The following is an 18694-nucleotide window of genomic DNA, read 5'->3' as shown; positions in this document are numbered from 1 at the left end:
TATCCAGATCACCGAACTCCGGACGTCGAATTCTGCGGGGCAGAAACCCGACACGGGGCGGTAGGCTGCCGCACATGACCGGATACCTGGGGTCGTACGCGACGCTGGGGCTGCTGCTGCTCGCCAGCGTACTGGTCTTCGTCGGGGCGTTCGCCGCCAATCGGGTGCTCAGGCCGGCCCGCCCCGCGGACCCGCCCGGCAAGCGGGCCAGTTACGAGTGCGGGCTGGACCCGGTCGGCAGCGACTGGGCGCAGATGCAGATCCGCTACTACGTCTACGCCTATCTCTACGTCCTGTTCGCCGTCGAGGCGGTCTTCCTCTTTCCCTGGGCGGTGGTCTTCGACCGGCCCGGGTTCGGCCTCGTCACGGTGGTCGAGATGGCCATCTTCGTCGCCGTGCTCGCCCTCGGCATCCTCTACGCCTGGCGGAAGAACATCCTCCGCTGGACGCAGTGAGCCCGGTGAGCCGGGCATGACCGGGGGTCCGCAGGTCTGACGAGGGCGGTCCGGCAGGTCTGACCGGCACTGCCAGGCCGGTCTGACCGGAGCCGGGTCAGGCCAGTCCGCGCCGGGAGACCGCCGGGGGGCGGTCGCCCCGGATCGAGGCGACCATGTCCAGCAGCCGCCGGGTCGGGCGTACCTGGTGGGCCCGGAACACCCGGGCACCCAGCCAGGCCGAGATCGCGGTGGCCGCGAGGGTGCCCTCCAGTCGCTGGTCCACCGGCAGGTCGAGGGTCTCCCCGACGAAGTCCTTGTTGGACAGCGCCACCAGCACCGGCCAGCCGGTGCCGGTCAACTCGCCGAGCCGTCGGGTGATCTCCAGCGAGTGCCGGGTGTTCTTGCCGAAGTCGTGCGCCGGGTCGATCAGGATGCCGTCCCGGCGTACCCCGAGCCGGACCGCCCGGTCGGCGAGCCCGGTGACCGTGTCGAGCACGTCGCCCAGCAGGTCGGGAAAGGCCGCCCGGTGCGGCCGGGTACGCGGAGCCAACCCGCCCGCGTGCGAGCAGACCAGTCCCACCCCGGTCGCGGCGGCCACCTCGGCGAGCGCCGGATCGGCTCCGGACCAGGTGTCGTTGAGCAGGTCGGCGCCGGCCGCGATCGCCTCGACGGCCACCTCCGCCCGCCAGGTGTCGATCGAGATCACCACGTCCGGGAAGGCGGCCCGGACGGCGGCGATGGTGCCGACGGTACGACGGATCTCCTCGGCCACGTCCACCTCGACACCGGGCCCGGCCTTCACCCCGCCGATGTCGATGATCTCCGCACCCTCGGTCACCGCCCGCTCCACCGCCCGCAGCGCGCTCTCCGCCGCGAACGTCACGCCCCGGTCGAAGAACGAGTCCGGGGTACGGTTCACGATCGCCATCACGGCGAGGTCGCCGGGCGCGAACGTGCGCCGCCCCAGTCGAAGCGCGTCCGCCATCCACTCCTCCTCCACCGTCTTGGCGCTGATCACGCTAGTCGGCCGCGGACCGCCGTACCCGTGCGGGCGCCCGCGTCGGTCGGGCTCGCGGGCCGGGGTGCCGGGCCGCCCTGAGCGCCGGCGTCCGGTCCGGCGGCGGTGCCGGCGGGCAGGGTTTCACGTCCGTCGAAGAATGACCGGGGTGGCGGGGTCGCCCGGCCCGGCTCGCCATGCCACCATCGGCGGATGGGTCAGGTTCTGCTCCTCTTGGTCGTGGCGCTGACCGTCGCGGCGGTGGTCTTCGGGGTGACGGTGCTGGTGACCGGCTCCGATCCGGGGCTGGGCACCGCCGAGCCGGACGGTCGGGCGGTGCCGCTGCCCGGCAACCGGCCGCTGCTGGAGACCGACGTCGGGCAGGTCCGGTTCGACCTGGCGCTGCGGGGTTACCGGATGGCCCAGGTCGACCAGGCGCTGCGCCGCACCGCGTACGACATCGGTTACAAGGACGAGTTGATCGGGGTGCTCCAGGCGGAGGTCACCGCACTGCGGGAGGGACGGCTGGACGACGCCGAGGTGCTCCGCCGGGCCCGGGAGGCGGCTCTCGTACCGGCCGGGTCGGCCGGTGCCGCGCCGGACGCGGTGGTCGACAACTCCTCGGCCCGTACGCTGGCCGCCGCGGCGACGACCGGCGGGATCGGGGTGCACTCGTCGCCGGTACCGCCGGTGAGCGGCCCGGCCGGCGCCGCCGGGGACGGCACGACCGGCGCCGAGCGCAGGTCCGGGCCGGCCGAGCCGGCGCCGCTCGACTTCCAGCGGGTCGACTTCGGGCCCGAGCCGTCCAGCCGGCCCGAGCCCACTCCGGCGGAGCCTGCCGCGCCCGGGGAGGACGACCGGGCGGGCGGCGACGAGCCGGCCGCGACCCGGCCGGTCCGGGTGGGCGGCTCCGTGATCGAGGCCGAGGACGGCGACCTGGCCGAGCCCACCGCACCGATCCGGCCGGCCGCCAGCGCAGGATCGAGCGATCCGACCGGCGGCGGCGCGGACGCCGAGCCGCCCCGGCCGGTGCCGGCGGACACCGCCGTCGAGCGGGACAAACCGGTGGACGGGCGGCCGTCCGGGTCGGTCGGGCGGGTGGTGCCGGTGGACACCGCCGTCGAGCGGGACGAATTGGTGGACGGGCGGCCGGTGCCGGCGGACGTCGCTGACGAGTCGGACGAACCGGCCGACGGGGCGCCGACCACCCGGGTCCGGCGGCCGATGCAGGTGGACGGGGCGGCCGGGCCGAGCGGACCGGCGGAGCAACCGGAGCGGGCGTGAGCGCCGCCGACCCGGGCGGTGCGGATCCGGACGGCACCGAGGGGCTCCGGGCAGCGGCCCAGCCCGGCGCCGGAGAAGTCACCGCGACGGTCATCGTCGCGGCCCCCGCACCCCGGGTCTTCGCCGCGCTGACCGCCTGGGAACGGCAGGGCGACTGGATCCCGTTCACCCGGGTCCGGCTGGTGGAGGGGGACGGGGGCGAGGGCAGCCTGGTGGAGGCAGTCACCGCGGTCGGGCCGGCCGTGCTCCGCGACGAGATGCGGGTGGTCCGGGTGGACCCGCCGTACGAGGTGCGGGTGGTGCACTGCGGCGGTCTGCTGCGCGGCCCCGGGGTGTTGCGCTGCACCCAGATGGCCGAGGATCGGACCCAGGTGGTCTGGCACGAGTGGTTCCACCTGCCCGGTGGCTCGGCCGGTCGGGTGGCCTGGCCGGTGCTCTGGCCCGGCTCCAAGTTCGGCCTCACCCAGGCGCTGAAGCGGTTCGCCCGGCTGGTGGAGCGCGGCCAACTGCCCTGACCCCGGCCATTTGCCCTGACCCCGGCCACCTGCCCTGACCCCGGCACCATCCGGCCGTTGCCGGGACGGCGGTGGTGGTGCTGGTCACCGGCAGGTTGTCGGCCGGTTGGCCTACCGTTGGCGCCGTGACTGATCTGGTGACCGGCGACGACGGGCTGGCCCGCTGCCGCTGGGGCGCGAGTACCCCGGACTATGCCGTCTACCACGACGAGGAGTGGGGCCGGCCGCTGCACGGCGACGACGCGCTCTACGAGCGGCTGACGCTGGAGGCGTTCCAGTCCGGGCTCTCCTGGCTGACCATCCTGCGGAAGCGGCCGGCGTTCCGGCTCGCCTTCGACGGGTTCCACCTGGAGACCGTGGCCGGTTACGGCGACGCGGAGGTGGCCCGGTTGATGGCGGACGCCGGCATCGTACGGAACCGGGCGAAGATCGATGCGGCGATCGCCAACGCGCGGGCCGCGCTCGACCTGCCGGACGGGCTGGCGGCACTGCTCTGGTCGTTCGCCCCGGCCGCCCGGGCGGCCCGGCCCCGGTCCTTCGCGGAGGTGCCCGCGATCACCGCGGAGTCGACCGCGATGGCCAAGGCACTCCGGAAGCGGGGCTTCCGGTTCGTCGGCCCCACCACGGCGTACGCGCTGATGCAGGCGACCGGCATGGTCGACGACCATCTCGACGGTTGCCACGTGAAGCGGCCGGCCGCCGCCGTGATGGGATAGCGGCATGAGTGCAGCGGGTTCGGCCCGGACGTGGGCCGTCGTCATCCCCGGTGAGCGCTACGAGGCCGAGCGGCTCTTCCACCACGACACCCTGGAGCTGACCGGCCACAACGGCGGGCCCCGCCCCGGCCCCGGTGACCCCGTCCTGGTGGTCCGCGACGAGCGGCCGCCGCTGGTGGTCGCGCTCGGCCGGGTGATCGCCGCCGATGGCGTCGAGGAGCGGGATCCGGACGATCCTCAGTCCGGACCGGGCGAGACCGGGGCGCTCGCGGTGACGTACACCCGGCAGGTCTTCGACGCGCCGGTCCCGGCCGACCGGCTCGCCCTCGACGGCCCGGTCACCCCGGTCGACCCGGCGGTCTACCAGGAGCTGGTTGGGCGGGTCGGCCCGGCGCCGGAGCGCCGGAACTACCTGGTCAGCCTGGACCTGCCGATCGAGGCGGGGTCACCGGCCGAGGCGGTCCGGCTGTTCTGGGCGTACGTCCAGGAGCTGGGCCCCCGCGAGCTGCCGGCGTTCGTCGCGCCGTCGGACGACGAGCTGGCGATGCAGGCGTTCGTGCTCGGCGTCGAGGCCAACCAGGATCCGGAGGAGGACGAGGACTGACCCGGCCCCGCCCCGGCGGCCGTCAGGTCAGTACGCCGGAGAGCCGCCCCCGCCAGCCGGCCAGCACCTGCTCCGGTTCGGTGTCGAGGACCCGCTCCAGCAGGCTGCCGTAGACGTCCCGGAAGTCGGTGGTGAACCGCAGGTCGCCGTCGTCGAGCCGGGTCAGGCTGGGCGGTTCGCCGTGCAGGCCGCCGCGTACCCCGGCGCCGAGCAGGAAGACGTCGGAGGCGGTGCCGTGGTCGGTGCCGTCCGAGGCGTTGGCCCGGACCCGCCGGCCGAACTCCGAGTACACCGCCACCACCACCTGGCGCCCGGCCCCGGTACCGGCCATCCGGTCGACGAAGGCGGTCAGCGCCTTGTCGACCTGGCCGAGCAGTACCGCCTGGAGTTGCTTCTCGTCGGCGTGCGTGTCGAAGCCGCCCAGGGAGACCGAGAAGACCCGGCTCGACACCCCGGCCTCGACGCACTGCGCCACCAGGTCGAGTTGGGCGGCGAGCGAACTGCGCGCCCCGCCGGTCGCGGTCGCGGCCGGCCGGTCGTCGTCACCGCCGTCGTCGGCCTCCTCGGCCGCGGCGGCGTCGCGTACCTCGGTGATCATCGCGTCGACGGCGCGCAGGTCGGTGAAGCAGGCGGCGGCCCGGGCCTGACCGGCCGGTTCGCCGGGTTCCGCCACCGCGAGCTTGGCCAGCGTCGGGTCGCCGACCGGGCGGCGGGCCTTCCGCTCGGTCACCGGTACGGCGGCACCCGCGCTGCGGGCACCGGCGAGCAGCGGCGGCAGGGTCGGCTCGAAGGAGACCGCGAGCCGGGGGTCGCCGCCCGCCCCGTCCAGCCAGCGGCCGAGCCAGCCGGTGTGCTCGGGGCGGTCGGGGCGGGCGGTCTGCCAGATGTCCATCGAGCGGAAGTGACTGCGGTCCGGTGTCGGATATCCGACACCGCGCACGATGGCCAGCCTGCCCTCGCCGTACAGCCGGTGCAGCCCGGCCAGCGCCGGGTTCAGCCCCACCCGGTCGTCCAGCCGCTTCACCTCGTCGGCCGAGTATGCCAGCTCGGGGCGGGCGTCCTGGTAGGCCGGGTCGGCGTACGGGACGACGGTGTTCAACCCGTCGTTGCCGCCGTAGAGGGTGACCAGGACCAGGGTACGGGCCTGCGGGTCCCGGTCACCGGCCGTGTCGAACAGGTCCGACAGGCCGTACGCGCCTGCGCCGGCCGCGAGCGCTCCCGCCCCGGCCACGCCACTGGCGAGCAGGAACCTGCGTCGGGTGAGGATGTCCATCCGCTCGTCTCCTCCTCGTCAACTGACGGTGTACTCGGGGCTGACCAGCCCGGCGACCAGCAGCCGGCGCGGGTCGTCGGCCAGCGGGGCCAGGGCGGCCAGGGTGCGTGGCGTCCACCGGTCCACCACCAGCAGCCGGGCCAGCGCCTCCGGCCGGTCGTCCCGGGCGGTGCCGGCGAGCCGCCGGGTCACCTCGGGAGCCGCCGCTGCGGCCAGCAGCGCGGCCAGCCGCATCCGGGCCTGCAACGACGAGGTGGTCAGCCAGGCCGGGCCGGCCGGCCAGCCGCCGACGCTCGGCGGTCGCAGCGGCACCTGGTCCATCCCGGCCAACCGGTTGGCAAGCTCCCGACGCTGCTGGTCGGGGAGCTTGCCGGGCCGGATGCCGAGCTGGCGCATCGCCCCGACCGCCCACTCCACCGGCTGCTTCACCAGGCCGCCCCGGGCCTGCCCGAACTCCGGGGCGGTGAAGAGCGCCCGGAGCACTTCGGTGGTGGTGCCGGCGGTCCCGGCCAGCGCCTGCGGCAGTGGCACGTCGGCGCCGGCGAACCGGGCCCAGAGCCGGGCTGCGACGAAGGCGCCGGCCTCGGGGCGGGCGGCCAGCAGCCGGGCGTACGAGTCGGCGTCGAACGCCGCCGTCCGGCCGAGGATCGTCTTCCCGGCCGGATCGTGCCGGCGCCGGACGAACCGTGCCTCGCCGGTACGCCGGTCGACCTGCCAGCCGGTCAGCGCCCGTGCCCCGGCCTTGACGTCCGCCTCGGTGTAGTGCCCGATGCCGAGGGTGAACAGCTCCATCAGCTCCCGGGCCAGGTTCTCGTTCGGGGCGGTACGGGTGTTCTTCTGCCCGTCCAGCCAGAGGATCAGGGCCGGATCCCGCACCATCGCCCGGACCAGTGCCTCGAACGGCCCCCGGCCGTACCGCCGGAAGGTGTCGAGCTGCCCGAGCATGAGCTGGGCGGACTTCACCTTGCGTACGCTGGTCGCCCAGTGCCCGTGCCAGAAGAAGACCAGCTTCTCGGTGAGCTGGTGCTCGGCGGCGACCATCCGGTCCAGCCACCAGTCGACCAGCCCGCGCGCCTGTTCCGCCCGCTTCTTCTGGGCCTGCTGCCGCTGCTCCCGGCCGGACTCCTTGGTGATCCCCGCGTACGGGTCGGCGCCGAGTTCGGGGGGCGGGGTGGCCGCCGCGCCGGGGTCGGTGCCGACCGGGCTGAGCAACCGGTCCAGCGTGGCAGCCACCCCGGCGCGTCCGGCCGCCTCCACCTCGGCGGCTGTCGGCCCGAAGGTGGCGCGGCGCAGCAGGTGTACGACGGCGTCCCGATCGACCATGCGGCCGACCCTAGGCCGGTTGTGTACGAGCCCGGTAAGGCCGGCGATCGAGGTCGGTCTGGGTCAGCGGTGATTCCGGCGATGCCGGCGCCCGGGGACGGTCAGCGGCCCTCGAACGTCGGCCGGCGCTTCTCCACGAAGGCGGTGGTGGCGGCCCGGTGGTCGGCGGTGGCGCCGCAGATCGCCTGCGCCTGGGCCTCGGCGGCCAGCGCCTCGGAGAGGGTGCCGGCGTCGCCGACCGAGAGCTGCCGCTTGATCGCCCCGTACGCCACCGTCGGTCCGGCGGCCAGCCGGACGGCCAGCTCCTGCGCGGTCTCCAGCACCTGCTCGTCGTCGACCAGCCGGTTCAGCAGCCCGAGCCGGTACGCCTCGTCGGCCGGTACCGGCTCGGCGAGCATCAGCAGCTCGACCGCCTTGGCGTGGCCGACCAGCCGGGGCAGCGACCAGGAGGCGCCGGTGTCGCCGGCCAGGCCGACCTTGGCGAAGGCCAGCAGGAAGCTCGTGCCGGGGCCGCCGATCCGGAAGTCGGCGAGGAAGGCGAGCGAGGCTCCGGCGCCGGCCGCCATGCCGCGTACCGCCGCGATCACCGGCTTGGGCAGGCTGGCCAGCCGGGAGGCGATCGGGTTGTAGTGGGTCCGGACCGTGCCGAGCGGGTCGGTGCCGCCACCGGCCAGCGTGGCGGCGTGTTCCCGCAGGTCCTGGCCGGCGCAGAAGGCCGACCCGGCGCCGGCGAGCACCACCGCGCGGCAGGAGCGGTCGTGCTCCAACTCGGCCAGGGTGTCCCGCAGCGCCTCCTTCAGCGCCACGTCCAGCGCGTTCATCGCGGTCGGCCGGTTCAGGGTCAGCGTGACCACGGAGTCGGAGCGGTCGATGAGCAACGGCTCGGTCACGGGTGTTGACCCTTCTGTCGGGCGATCCGGTGGGAACCGTCGAGGCACTGCTCGACGAAGCGGTCGGCGGCCGGGCGCAGCCGCGCGGCGTGCCGGTCGAAGAAGGCTGCCGCGCTCGTCCCCGGCCACCGCTCGGGCAGTAGCGCGGGAGGCAGTTGCGGGTCCCGGAAGAGGAAGGTACGCCATGCGTGCACGAGCCGGAACCGGGCCGCGTACGCGTCCTCGTCGCAGCTACGTACGGTCACCGCGGCGAGCAGCGGCCGCTGCTCGGAGACGAACTCCTGGTACGCGTTGGCGATCTCGTCGAGGTCCCAGGCCCGCCGGACCACCCCCATCGCCCCGGGCGTGCCGGCGGTGTGCGCGGCGGTGAACCGCTCGTAGCGCACCCCGGCCTCGGTCAGCAGGGCGTCCACGTCCTCGCCGGGCCGGGTGGCGACCCAGGTCTGCTCGTCGAGCATGCCGTAGCCCAGATAGCTCAGGTTGGCGGCGAGGCGTTGCCGGTCCCGGCGGTTCGTGCCGGTTTCAAGCACGATCAGGTCGAATCGGCCGTCCCATCCGATCTTGCCGGTCCGGTAGATCCGGGCCGCCGCCTCGTCGAGTCGTCGGGCCGCTCTCGGGGTGAGCAGATAGCCCGGTCCGGCGGCCAGTCGGAGCGGGTGCAGCCAGCCCTGCCGGACCATCCGGGAGACTGCGGTACGGACCGCGGGTGCGGCGATGCCGAGCGGGGATAGTAGTTTGACCAGCGCGGACACCGGTGCGCGTCCACCCCGGGAGCGGAGGTAGTCGCCGTACAGGTCGAAGAGTGCCGACCGTGCCTGCATGACCGCACATTGTGACACCCCTTCTCAAGATATGCTAGATGCTGTTACATCAACGCTGGTTCGGTTTGGGTCCGGCGGTGTTCATCAGGGAAAATCGTTGGTCGGCACCGCGGCCTTGGGCGGTGATGCTGACCAAATGGATGTGGGGCAACCCACCGACCCTGATGAAGGTCTGAGGGGAGACAACATGGCGGCGATGAAGCCGCGGACGGGCGACGGTCCGCTGGAAGTCACCAAGGAGGGCCGGGGCATCGTCATGCGGGTTCCGCTGGAGGGTGGTGGCCGGCTCGTCGTCGAGATGACTCCCGACGAGGCCAACGCGCTCGGTGACGCGCTGAAGGCCGCCGCCGGCTAAGTGAACGCCGACTCCTCCGGGCGGTACGTCTCGTCCGGCGGGGTTTCTCACCCTGGGCCACCGGCGGTGTCGCCGGTGGCCCAGGGTCGTGATGCCGGGCGGGCACGTTCTTCCCGCTCTCACAAGATCGTCTGGAGGTAACGCCGGCGTGCTGTCGATCCGTCTGGTAGTCGACCCGAGCGGGTTCGAGACCCTGGCCCTGCCGGTCGCGCCTCCGGAGCCGCCGGGTGTGCCCGCCGACGGGGCGACACGGGTCGACCCGGGCTCGACCGACCAGGCCGGATCGGGTACCCAGGACGGCGCCGCGCCGGGCGGTCGAGTGCTGCCCACCTTCCTCGCCCTGCCTGCCGAACTGGCCGCCGAGGCGACCGCGCTGCTGCCGTACCTCGACCGGCCCGGGGGCGCGGGCGCGCTGCACCGGTCGATCCGGCCGCAGGGCACCCCGACCCGGCTGCTGCTGGCCGGTGTGGGCGGTGGCGACGAGGCCGGCTGGCGGTCCGCCGGGGCGGCGGTGGTCCGGGCGGCCACTCGTGAGAGTTCGATCACTATAGCGATTCCGGTCGATGCCACCCCGGAGGCGGTACGCGGGCTCGCCGAAGGGATCTGGCTGGCGTCGTACCGGTTCCGGATGACCGACGCCGACGGAGCCGCCGGCGACCCGCCCGCGCTGACCGAGGTGCTGCTCGCGGTCGCCGCCCCGGAGCCCTACCAGGCGGCTCTGGACACCGCCCGGGTGGTCGCCGAGGCGACCCGGTTCGCCCGGGACCTGACCAACACCCCCTCCTCGGTGAAGAGCCCGGCCTGGTTCGCCGACCGGGTGGTCGAGGCGGCCGCCGGCCGGGACGGGCTGACCGTCGAGGTCCGGGAGCCGGACCGGCTCGCCGCCGAGGGGTTCGGCGGCATCCTCGCGGTCGGCGGGGGATCGGCGCAGGGACCCCGGCTGGTCGAGCTGAGCTGGCGACCCGAGGGTGCGGACCGGCATGTGGTACTCGTCGGCAAGGGCATCACCTTCGACACCGGCGGCGTCTCGATCAAGCCCCGGGACGGCATGAAACTGATGCGCAAGGACATGGGCGGTGCCGCGGCCGTGGTCGCCGCCGCACTCGGTGCCGCCGCGCTCCGGCTGCCGGTCCGGGTCACCGCGCTCGCCCCGCTCGCCGAGAACATGGTCAGCGGCTCGGCGTACCGGCCGGGCGACGTGGTGCGGCACTACAACGGGCTGACCAGCGAGAGCACCAACACCGACGCCGAGGGCCGGCTGGTGCTGGCCGACGCGCTCGGCTACGCCGTGGCGCGGCTCGCGCCGGACCTGCTGGTCGACCTCGCCACCCTCACCGGGGCGAACGCGGTCGCGCTCGGCAAGCGGACCGCCGCCCTCTACAGCGACACCGACGAGCTGGCCGAAGCGGTACTGGCGGCGGCCGAGGCGGCCGGCGAGCGGGCCTGGCGGATGCCGCTCCCCACCGACTACGCCGAATACCTCGGCAGCGAGATCGCCGACCTCTACAGCGCCCCGAACCACGGCGCCGGATCGGTCACCGCCGCGCTCTACCTCCGCGAGTTCGCCGGTGACCTGCGGGACCGCTGGGTGCACCTGGACATGTCGGCGCCGTCCTGGTCCGACGGCAACGACGGCGAACTGGTCAAGGGCGCGACCGGCTGGGGCGTACGCACCCTGCTGCGCTGGCTGGCGACCCAGCCGTAGCCGGTGCCGCTGGTCCGGCCGGCGTCAGACCGGGTCCGGTCAGCGCTTGACCGGGTCCGCGGCATTCGACCGGCTCCGGTCAGTGCTTGACCGGGTGCGCGGCATTCGACCGGGGCCGGTCAGCGCTTGACCGCGACGAGCAGTCCCTCGCCGGTGGGCAGCAACGCCGGGGTCCACTCCTCCGACTCGCGGACCGCCTTGACCACCTCCCGGACGGTCACCGTCTCCACGTCCCGGGCGGCCGGGTCGCCGATCCGGCCGGCGGCCAGCGCGCCGTGCAGCGCGAGTACCCCGCCGGGGCGCAGCAGCCGCAGCGCCGCCTCGACACAGGCGCTGTACTCCGCCACCTCCGAGTCGACGAAGATCAGGTCGTAGACACCGTCGGCGAGCCGGGGCAGCACGTCCAGCGCCCGGCCGGTGATGATCCGGGTACGCCCGGAGGCGAAGCCCGCCTCCTGGAAGATCCGCCGGGCGATCCGCTGGTGTTCCGTCTCCACGTCGATCGTGGTCAGGATGCCGTCGGGGCGCATGCCGCGGAGCAGCCAGAGCCCGCTGACCCCGGTACCGGTACCGATCTCCACGACGGCTCGTGCACTGCCGGCCGCGGCCAGCAGCCGGAGGGTGGCACCGGTGCCCGGCGTGACGGCGTCGAGTCCGACCTCCCTGGCCAGGCTGCGAGCGGTACGCAGGACCAGGTCCTCGGCAACGTACGCTTCGGCGAACTGGAGTGCTTGGGCGGTCGTCGTACTGACTGACCGGGCGACCGTGGCGATGGGGCACCTCCGGGCGGCGAGGAACTCGGCTGGGGATGGAACCTGGGGATGGAACTCGGTCTCGGTGCGTCTCGGGGGGTGCCGGGATTTCCGGCGGGCGGAGCTTGCGGACGGCGGGTTCGCGGGGTGACGGTGGAACGGCGGCGGTGGGACGGCGGACCGGGGCGGGGTTGCGGGTATGAGCCTAAGGGTGGCGGTACGTGATCGGCAGGCGCGTACCTCGGACGGCGTCGCCGCCTCGGACCAACCGATGACCGGTAATCGGCCATCCGTGCGATCCTGGATGCGGAACCCGGACGCCGCGGCCGGAACCGGTCGCCCCGGCCCGCGCGGCGCCCGGCTTCAGGGACGGACTGGGAGGCAGCGAACGTGACGGACGGCTGGAACTGGCGCCAGCCCGACGGGACGGCGACGCCGGGGAATCCCCCGCCGCCGACGCCCTCGACGGTAGGCACGCCGGCGGTGCCCGGGTCGGCCGCCGCCCCGGGATCGTCCCCGTGGTGGTCCGACGCGCTGCACGACCCGTGGCGGAACCCGGCCACTCCGGCGGCCGTGGTGGTGCAGGCGGCACCGGCCTCGGGCGCGGGCGCCGAACCCGAGCCGGTGACCGACCCGGCCACCGCCGGGCGGCGGGGGCTGGCCCCGGTCTTCCTGGTCTCGCTGATCACCGCGCTGCTGGCCGGCGCGCTGGGCGGCTCACTCGGGTACGCCTTCGCGGTGCGCGGCGGTGCCGGCGGTACGACCACGCTCGGCTCGACCGCCGCAGAGCCGCCCGCCACGGCCCGCCGGCCACCCGACTCGCTGGCCGGTGTCGCGGAGCGGCTGCTGCCCAGCGTCGTCACGGTACGGGTCAGCGGCAACGGCGGCATCGGTCTCGGCTCCGGCTTCGTGGTCAGCCAGGACGGCTACGTGATCACCAACGACCACGTGGTCGGTGCCGGCGCCGACACCGCGACGGTGGTGTTCAACGACGGCTCCACCGCACCGGCCGAGGTGGTCGGCAAGGATCCCGAGGCGGACATCGCCGTGATCAAGGTGTCCCGGACCGGCCTCAAGCCGGTGGAGTTCGGCGACTCGGACGCCGTGGCGGTCGGCGACCCGGTGCTCGCCTTCGGTACCCCGCTGTCGCTGGCCAACACCGTCACCGCCGGCATCGTCAGCGCGCTGGACCGGACGTTCCGGCAGGGTGAGGCGGGTGGGCAGGTGCGCTACTACGCCGCCATCCAGACCGACGCCGCGGTGAACCGGGGCAACTCCGGCGGGCCGCTGGTCGACGGCGGCGGGCGGGTGATCGGGGTGAACTCGGTGATCCAGACGCCGGCCGCCGACGAGGAGACCGCCGGCAACGTCGGCCTGGCCTTCGCGATCCCGATCAACCAGGCCAAGCGGTTGGCCCAGGAGATCATCGACACCGGAAAGGCCCGCCGGACCGTGATCGGCGCGACGGTCGGCGGCACCCGCTCCGGCGGGTCGGGCGGGGTGCGGATCTCCGCCGTCGAGCCGACCGGACCGGCCGCCGCCGCCGGGCTGCGCGCCGGTGACGTGGTTCTCAAAATCGACGGCAAGCCGCTGGAGGACCCGAGCGACCTGATCGCGCTGGTCCGCAAGTACGCACCCGGCTCGGTGGTGAACGTCGAGTACCGGCGCGGGCCGGAGCGGCAGGCCGCCTCGGTGACCCTGGCCGCCGACGTGAAGTAGCGCCCCGCTCCCCCTCCCACCGCCCGCCATGACGTGCGTACTCTTGCCGGGGGCGGGGATGAGGAGGCAGGCGTGTTCGAGAACCTGAACTGGTGGGAGATCGGTGCGCTGCTGCTGGTCGCGCTGCTGATCTTCGGCGACCGGCTGCCGGCCGTGATCAGCGACGGCCTCCGGATGCTGCGCAACCTGCGCAACATGGCCCGCAACGCCACCGGCGACCTGAGCCGCGAGCTGGGCACCGACATCCAGCTTGAGGACCTGCACCCGAAGGCGTTCATCCGCAAGCACCTGCTGAGCGAGGAAGACGAGCAGGCGATCCGGAAGCCGCTGGAGGGGACGTTCGAGAAGCTCCGCTCCGACCTGACCGACGTACGCCGGGAGGTCGACGACGTCGCGGCCTCGGCGGACATCCGCTCGTCCAGCGGCTCGACCGCCTCGACCTCGGGTACCGGCAGCGACGTGACGCCGGCTGGGCGCCGCGCCTTCGACGCCGACGCCACCTGACCGGGCGCCCCTGATCCGAGGCGCTGACGGCACGCTGGTCCGGCGTCGAGCGCCGACGTGGACGACGGCCCGAGCGCCGGCCGCCGCGGTGGTCAGCGACCGGTGGGGCGGAGCCCGAGGGGCTTGCCGAGCAGCGACTCGCGGCGTACGGCGAGCCGGTCCGCGACCGCGGCCAGCGCCTTGGCGGCCGGCGCCTCCGGCTCGGCGAGTACGACCGGGTCACCGGCGTCGCCGGCCTCGCGTACCCGGGTGTCCAGCGGGATCTGACCCAGCAGCGGCACCTGTGCGCCGACCACCCTGGTCAGCGACTCGGCGACCATGGCGCCGCCGCCGGAGCCGAAGACCTCCATCCGGGAGCCGTCCGGCAGGTCCAGCCACGACATGTTCTCCACCACCCCGACCAGCCGCTGGTGGGTCTGCAGGGCGATCCCGCCGGCCCGCTCGGCCACCTCGGCCGCCGCCGTCTGCGGCGTGGTCACCACCAGGATCTCCGCGTTGGGCAGCAACTGGGCCAGCGAGATGGCCACGTCGCCGGTGCCCGGCGGCAGGTCCAGCAGCAGGACGTCGAGGTCGCCCCAGTAGACGTCGGCGAGGAACTGCTGCAATGCGCGGTGCAGCATCGGCCCCCGCCAGACCACCGCCGCGTTGCCGTCGGTGAACATGCCGATCGAGATCACCTTCACCCCGTGCGACTGGGGCGGCATGATCATGTCTTCGACCCGGGTCGGCCGGCCTTCGACGCCGAGCATCCGGGGTACGGAGTGGCCGTAGATGTCCGCGTCGACGACGCCCACCGCGAGCCCCTTGGCGGCGAGGGCGGCGGCCAGGTTGACCGTGACGCTCGACTTGCCGACCCCGCCCTTTCCGCTGGCCACGGCGTAGACCCGGGTCCGGGAGCCGGGCTGGGCGAACGGGATCACCGGCTCCTGGCTCTGCCCGCCGCCGCGCAGCCGGGCTTGCAGCGCCTGCCGCTGCTCCGGACTCATCACGCCGAAGTCGATGGTGACTCCGGTCACGCCCGGCACCGCGCCGACCGCCGCGGTGATGTCGGTACGCAGCTTGTCCCGCAGCGGGCAACCGGCGACGGTGAGCAGCAGTTCCACCCGTACCGTGCCGTCGGCGGCGACCACGGCGGAGCGCACCATGCCGAGTTCGGTGATCGGTCGACGGATCTCCGGGTCGTCGACGGTGGCGAGCGCGGCGTGCACCGCCTCCTCGGCGGCATTCGTGGGCCGGACGGCGGAGTCGGTGCCGGAGGCGGCGGCCTCCTGGCCGGGAACGGCTGGAGCAGACATGTTCGCCATGCTACGTCGCCGGCCGGTCCGACTGGCCGGCCGCACCGGGACAGACGGGCGTTGAGCAGCACTCGACAGACGAATCGAACGAGTACGGCGGGGCCGGCAAGTCGGGCGTTCAGCCATGGGTGGGGAAATTGGCGATTTGACGGTAGACGCCGTACCCGTCGGGGTGCGACGATCGTTGAAGTTCGCCGCGCGCCTAGCCCCTTGAGGCGCGCGGCGCTTTTGTGTCGCCGGGCGGTTCGCTGGTCCGCCGACGGCGGCCCGGTCAGCGGCGCCGGACCCGGTGCAACCGGAACGGCCGGCGGGTCTGCCGCACCGGGGTGGCCTCGCGCGGCGGGGCGGCGAGCGAGTCGTCCGGCAGGGTCTGCCCGGCGGCCAGCGGCGGGCCGGCCGGGGCCAGCCGGCTGAGCACGCAGCCGGCCCTCCATCGCTCGGCCAGGTCGGTCGGACTGCCCGAGGCGTTGAGCCGCTTGGCTGCCACCTGGGGGGCCACCGTCGCCCACTGCTCGCTCTCCGGTGCGACCCGGGACACCTCGGCCGGCCAGGTGACGATCCGCCCGCCGTGGTCGCCGCGCAGGGTCACCGTCGCGGTGTGCGTCTCGGCGAGCCCCGGCGCGGACTGCTCGCCGGGGCCGCTCACCACGTACAGCCCACCGTCGAGTGGGACGCACCACAGCGCCACCGGCGGCCGGTCGCCGACCGCCACCCAGGCCACGGCCGCCTTCTTCACCGCCTCCGTCACCAGCGGCGAGACCGGGGCCACCTGCTCGTCCGTCACACCCCGCATCCTGCCTCACCCGGGATCGGCACGGAACCCGCCGGCTCCGACCCGGGCCGGCTCGGGGGTACGTCGAGCAGCCCGGGGAGCTCGGTCAGCGAGCTGAGTGCCGGACCGGTCCAGCCAAGGTCCCGGTTGAAGACGAGGTGACCGTCGAGGTCGGCGGCGGCCAGCCGGATCGCGGTCATCCCGGCCCGGGTGGCGCCGGTGAGTTCCTGGCTGCCGCCGTCGCCGACGTAGAGGCAGTCCGCCGGGGCGACACCCAGCCGGTGGCAGGCGGCGAGATAGATCGCCGGATCGGGCTTGCAACGGCCGACCTGCACCGAGAAGACCCGCGCGTCGAGCAGGGGCGCGACCGGCAGTTGCGGCAGGAAGGCGGGGAGTTCGTGGGTACAGTCACTGACCAGCGCGGTGTGGGCGCCACGACGCCGAACGGCGCGCAGCACGGTCACCGCCTCGGGGCGGAGTCGGGTGTCGGCGCGTACCGCCTCGACCCGGGCCTCGACGGCGGCGCGCAGGTCGGCGGCGGAGGGTCGGCCACCGGCCTGCGCGCAGATCCAGCGCATGGTGTCGGTGGCGTCGCCGAGCGCCCCGCTGGCGCGCAGGTAGAAGGACCGGTCGAGCACCTCGACCAGCGCCTCCACGGCACAGCCGAGCAGTGCGGCGACCGCCGCGTGCTGCTGTCCCCGCCGGTTGGCGCAGGTGAGGGTGCCGAAAAAGTCGAAGAGCACCGCCCGGTACGCGGGTAATCGCCGCTCCCCGCCCTGCTCCGACCGATCCGGTCGGGGCTGGTCGTCGGGGGCGGAGCAGCGGTCTGTCGGGGAGGGGTACCGGTATGTGGGCATGGGGGAGCAGGCCTCCGGAACCGGGTGAAGCCAGGCGCGATCGGACGATCGTAACGACTTGTCGACCAGATGGTGGCCCGCAGTGACATGTGAGGATTTTTCCGTGCCTGTCGCCGTACCACCGCCCCGGACCTCGATCGACCCGCTGAGCATCGGCGCGGTCGCGGTCGCCATCGCGGCGGTGTCCTCGTCGGCGCCGTTGATCGCGTTCGCCGCCGCGCCCGCGCTGGCCATCGCGTTCTGGCGGAACTTCCTCGCGGTCGGCGTGTTCGGGCCGGTCGCGCTCTTCCGGCGCCGGGCCGAGTTCCGGGCGCTGGCCAGCGACACCGGCCGCCGGGACGCCGGCTACTGCGTGCTCGCCGGTCTCGCCCTCGCGGTGCACTTCGCCACCTGGATGCCGAGCGCCCAGTTGACCTCGGTGGCCGCCGCCACCGCGCTGGTGGTCACCCAGCCGGTCTGGCAGGGGCTGATCGCGCTCGGCCAGGGCCGACGGCTCTCCACGGTCGCCTGGCTCGGTATCGGGCTCGCGGTGGTCGGCGCGATCTGGGCGGTCGGCGCGGACTTCGGGGTCTCCGGCCGGGCCGTCGCCGGTGACCTGCTCGCGGTCGCCGGTGGCATGGCGGCGGCGGTCTACACCGCCCTCGGTGAACGGGTCCGGAGCACCATCAGCACCCTCGGCTACACCACCGTCTGCTACGGGGTCTGCGCGGCGGCGCTGCTGGTGGTCTGCCTGGCCGGCGGCGTACGCCTCGGCGGCTATGACGCCGGCACCTGGCTCGCCGTACTGGGGCTGGTGGTGGGAGCCCAACTGCTCGGGCACTCGATGTTCAACTACGCGTTGCGCCGGATCTCGGCGACCACGATCAGCGTGCTCTTCCTGCTCGAAGCGCCCGGCGCCGCGCTGCTCGCCTGGGTCTGGCTGGGCCAGGTACCCCGGACGGCCGCCCTGCCCGGGCTGGTCCTGCTGCTGGCCGGCGTCGCCGTCGTGCTGCACGGCGCGGCGCGGGCCGCCCGGCGCCCCGGCACCGGGGTCCACCCGGAGCCGCTAACCGCCCCGCCGGAGGCCGGCCCCCTGTCGGACGGCGAGCCGCGCTCCGGAGGAGCGCACCAGAACCGCTGACCTGACATCCCGCCGGCCGCGAAGGCCGCCCGGACGTCCGCCGGTCGGGAAGGTCGGCCGGCCGAGGTGCCGCTGGTCGGGAAGGTCGGCCGGCCGAACGGACGCCCCGCCGGCCGGGTGGACCGGTCCCGATGCCGCCGATGCCGACCGGCGTCGTCGCCCGGTCACCGGCGGGCCCCGGATCAGCCGTGGATACCGGCCGGCGACGACCGGTCGGACCGTGGCCGCGATCCCGGCCGGCCGGGAAGGTCTCGGGTCTACCGGGATTCTCGGACCGGCCGAGGGTCAGCCCGAGGTGCTCGCCGTGGTGGCGAAGAGCACGCCCATGAAGCCCAGGTAGGCGAGGAAGAAGAGCAGGCCCAGCGCGGCCAGCCCGAGCGAGACCCAGCCGAGCACGAGGCCGGCGGTGGCGAAACCGCCGCCCTCCTCGCCGCTCGCCTGGATCTCGGTACGTGCCTTCTTCGCCAGATAGACCGCGACCCCGCCCACGAGCTGGCAACTGAACAGGGCCACGATCCCGGTGACCATGGCCGCGATCGCCATCCCGTTCGTCGGCCGGCGCGCCACGTACGGGTAGCCGGGGTAGCCGGGGTGGCCCGGCGTCCAACCCGGCTGCGGCGCTTCGCCGGCCGGTCCCGGGTACTGCCCCGCGTCGAGGGCCGGCTGTGCGACGACACCCGGGTCGCTGGTGGGCTCGGACGGGTTACCGGTGCTGCCGGGGTTCACGGCGCCTCCTGCTGGTCCGGATGCTCAGT

Annotated in this window: 19 protein-coding genes and 1 pseudogene; 10 read left to right on the top strand and 10 right to left on the bottom strand. The window is 74.3% G+C overall.

All coding sequences use genetic code 11. The annotated features are described in order from the left end of the window. The first annotated feature begins 74 nt into the window (after positions 1–74). Positions 75–455: an NADH-quinone oxidoreductase subunit A gene (gene ndhC, locus ACQEVC_RS05315; RefSeq protein WP_432873865.1), complete on the top strand. Its 381-nt coding sequence runs from the start codon at positions 75–77 to the stop codon at positions 453–455. A gap of 97 nt (positions 456–552) precedes the next feature. On the opposite strand, the gene folP is transcribed toward ndhC, so the two are convergent. Further along, positions 553–1422, bottom strand: a complete 870-nt coding sequence (gene folP / locus ACQEVC_RS05310; protein WP_432873863.1) for a dihydropteroate synthase — start codon at positions 1420–1422, stop codon at positions 553–555. Positions 1423–1647: 225 nt separating this feature from the next. Between folP and ACQEVC_RS05305 the strand changes: the two are divergent. The 4 genes and pseudogenes from ACQEVC_RS05305 to ACQEVC_RS05290 all read left to right on the top strand — a co-directional run. Further along, positions 1648–2259: pseudogene (locus ACQEVC_RS05305) on the top strand (DivIVA domain-containing protein); the annotation flags it as partial. A gap of 455 nt (positions 2260–2714) precedes the next feature. Further along, positions 2715–3233, top strand: a complete 519-nt coding sequence (locus ACQEVC_RS05300) for an SRPBCC family protein (protein WP_346259866.1) — start codon at positions 2715–2717, stop codon at positions 3231–3233. Positions 3234–3358: 125 nt separating this feature from the next. Beyond that, positions 3359–3949: a DNA-3-methyladenine glycosylase I gene (locus tag ACQEVC_RS05295; protein WP_432873861.1), complete on the top strand. Its 591-nt coding sequence runs from the start codon at positions 3359–3361 to the stop codon at positions 3947–3949. Between the two features lie 4 nt (positions 3950–3953). Further along, a complete protein-coding gene (locus tag ACQEVC_RS05290; RefSeq protein ID WP_432873859.1) occupies positions 3954–4553 on the top strand; it encodes a hypothetical protein in 600 nt (199 codons plus the stop codon). 22 nt (positions 4554–4575) lie between these two features. Here ACQEVC_RS05290 and ACQEVC_RS05285 read toward each other — a convergent pair whose 3' ends face one another. The 4 genes from ACQEVC_RS05285 to ACQEVC_RS05270 all read right to left on the bottom strand — a co-directional run bounded on the left by ACQEVC_RS05285 (position 4576) and on the right by ACQEVC_RS05270 (position 8860). Next, complete coding sequence (locus tag ACQEVC_RS05285; protein WP_432873857.1) at positions 4576–5826, bottom strand: DUF1501 domain-containing protein; 1251 nt, start codon at positions 5824–5826, stop codon at positions 4576–4578. An 18-nt stretch (positions 5827–5844) separates the two neighbouring features. Then, entirely contained in the window at positions 5845–7149 is a 1305-nt protein-coding gene (locus tag ACQEVC_RS05280; protein WP_432873855.1) for a DUF1800 domain-containing protein, read from the bottom strand. A 101-nt stretch (positions 7150–7250) separates the two neighbouring features. After that, complete coding sequence (locus ACQEVC_RS05275) at positions 7251–8039, bottom strand: enoyl-CoA hydratase-related protein (RefSeq protein WP_432873853.1); 789 nt, start codon at positions 8037–8039, stop codon at positions 7251–7253. After that, positions 8036–8860, bottom strand: coding sequence for a PaaX family transcriptional regulator (locus ACQEVC_RS05270; protein ID WP_432873851.1), 825 nt, complete (start codon positions 8858–8860; stop codon positions 8036–8038). Before ACQEVC_RS05270 ends, ACQEVC_RS05275 begins: the two co-directional genes overlap by 4 nt. Positions 8861–9047: 187 nt before the next feature. On the opposite strand from ACQEVC_RS05270, the gene ACQEVC_RS05265 reads away from it, so the two are divergent. Both ACQEVC_RS05265 and ACQEVC_RS05260 read left to right on the top strand, forming a co-directional pair. Then, positions 9048–9215, top strand: a complete 168-nt coding sequence (locus ACQEVC_RS05265) for a DUF3117 domain-containing protein (protein ID WP_007455245.1) — start codon at positions 9048–9050, stop codon at positions 9213–9215. A 148-nt stretch (positions 9216–9363) separates the two neighbouring features. Further along, a complete protein-coding gene (locus ACQEVC_RS05260; protein WP_432873846.1) occupies positions 9364–10920 on the top strand; it encodes a leucyl aminopeptidase family protein in 1557 nt (518 codons plus the stop codon). A 119-nt stretch (positions 10921–11039) separates the two neighbouring features. Here ACQEVC_RS05260 and ACQEVC_RS05255 read toward each other — a convergent pair whose 3' ends face one another. Continuing rightward, complete coding sequence (locus ACQEVC_RS05255) at positions 11040–11615, bottom strand: O-methyltransferase (protein WP_239312401.1); 576 nt, start codon at positions 11613–11615, stop codon at positions 11040–11042. Between the two features lie 447 nt (positions 11616–12062). Here ACQEVC_RS05255 and ACQEVC_RS05250 point away from each other — a divergent pair, with 447 nt between their 5' ends. Both ACQEVC_RS05250 and ACQEVC_RS05245 read left to right on the top strand, forming a co-directional pair. Then, positions 12063–13391 carry a S1C family serine protease gene (locus tag ACQEVC_RS05250; RefSeq protein WP_432873844.1) on the top strand — a complete coding sequence of 443 codons (1329 nt, stop codon included), beginning with the start codon at positions 12063–12065 and terminating at the stop codon, positions 13389–13391. A 72-nt stretch (positions 13392–13463) separates the two neighbouring features. Then, positions 13464–13895 carry a preprotein translocase subunit TatB gene (locus tag ACQEVC_RS05245; RefSeq protein ID WP_432873843.1) on the top strand — a complete coding sequence of 144 codons (432 nt, stop codon included), beginning with the start codon at positions 13464–13466 and terminating at the stop codon, positions 13893–13895. 92 nt (positions 13896–13987) lie between these two features. On the opposite strand, the gene ACQEVC_RS05240 is transcribed toward ACQEVC_RS05245, so the two are convergent. The 3 genes from ACQEVC_RS05240 to ACQEVC_RS05230 all read right to left on the bottom strand — a co-directional run bounded on the left by ACQEVC_RS05240 (position 13988) and on the right by ACQEVC_RS05230 (position 16819). Next, on the bottom strand, positions 13988–15190 hold the full coding sequence (locus tag ACQEVC_RS05240; protein WP_432873841.1) for an Mrp/NBP35 family ATP-binding protein: 1203 nt from the start codon (positions 15188–15190) through the stop codon (positions 13988–13990). A 271-nt stretch (positions 15191–15461) separates the two neighbouring features. After that, complete coding sequence (locus ACQEVC_RS05235; RefSeq protein WP_432873839.1) at positions 15462–15983, bottom strand: hypothetical protein; 522 nt, start codon at positions 15981–15983, stop codon at positions 15462–15464. After that, positions 15971–16819 (bottom strand): HAD family hydrolase, encoded by an 849-nt coding sequence (locus tag ACQEVC_RS05230; RefSeq protein ID WP_432873837.1) that lies wholly within the window; start codon positions 16817–16819, stop codon positions 15971–15973. Before ACQEVC_RS05230 ends, ACQEVC_RS05235 begins: the two co-directional genes overlap by 13 nt. 103 nt (positions 16820–16922) lie before the next feature. On the opposite strand from ACQEVC_RS05230, the gene ACQEVC_RS05225 reads away from it, so the two are divergent. Then, positions 16923–17939, top strand: a complete 1017-nt coding sequence (locus ACQEVC_RS05225; RefSeq protein ID WP_432873835.1) for a DMT family transporter — start codon at positions 16923–16925, stop codon at positions 17937–17939. 285 nt (positions 17940–18224) lie between these two features. On the opposite strand, the gene ACQEVC_RS05220 is transcribed toward ACQEVC_RS05225, so the two are convergent. Then, complete coding sequence (locus ACQEVC_RS05220) at positions 18225–18665, bottom strand: DUF4190 domain-containing protein (protein ID WP_432873833.1); 441 nt, start codon at positions 18663–18665, stop codon at positions 18225–18227. Positions 18666–18694: the final 29 nt, after the last annotated feature.

It is taken from the genome of Plantactinospora sp. CA-294935, assembly GCF_050936445.1.
GTDB lineage: Bacteria > Actinomycetota > Actinomycetes > Mycobacteriales > Micromonosporaceae > Plantactinospora.
The sequence above is the reverse complement of the archived record's forward strand: the minus strand, read 5'-3'. Positions and strand labels throughout refer to the sequence as shown.

What these genes read in the sequence shown, in the direction of transcription:
- ndhC (WP_432873865.1), top strand. Translation starts at nt 75, where the DNA reads ATGACCGGATACCTGGGGTCGTACGCGACGCTGGGGCTGCTGCTGCTC.
- folP (WP_432873863.1), bottom strand. Translation starts at nt 1,422, where the DNA reads ATGGCGGACGCGCTTCGACTGGGGCGGCGCACGTTCGCGCCCGGCGAC.
- ACQEVC_RS05290 (WP_432873859.1), top strand. Translation starts at nt 3,954, where the DNA reads ATGAGTGCAGCGGGTTCGGCCCGGACGTGGGCCGTCGTCATCCCCGGT.
- ACQEVC_RS05285 (WP_432873857.1), bottom strand. Translation starts at nt 5,826, where the DNA reads ATGGACATCCTCACCCGACGCAGGTTCCTGCTCGCCAGTGGCGTGGCC.
- ACQEVC_RS05280 (WP_432873855.1), bottom strand. Translation starts at nt 7,149, where the DNA reads ATGGTCGATCGGGACGCCGTCGTACACCTGCTGCGCCGCGCCACCTTC.
- ACQEVC_RS05270 (WP_432873851.1), bottom strand. Translation starts at nt 8,860, where the DNA reads ATGCAGGCACGGTCGGCACTCTTCGACCTGTACGGCGACTACCTCCGC.
- ACQEVC_RS05265 (WP_007455245.1), top strand. Translation starts at nt 9,048, where the DNA reads ATGGCGGCGATGAAGCCGCGGACGGGCGACGGTCCGCTGGAAGTCACC.
- ACQEVC_RS05240 (WP_432873841.1), bottom strand. Translation starts at nt 15,190, where the DNA reads ATGTCTGCTCCAGCCGTTCCCGGCCAGGAGGCCGCCGCCTCCGGCACC.
- ACQEVC_RS05235 (WP_432873839.1), bottom strand. Translation starts at nt 15,983, where the DNA reads ATGCGGGGTGTGACGGACGAGCAGGTGGCCCCGGTCTCGCCGCTGGTG.
- ACQEVC_RS05230 (WP_432873837.1), bottom strand. Translation starts at nt 16,819, where the DNA reads ATGCCCACATACCGGTACCCCTCCCCGACAGACCGCTGCTCCGCCCCC.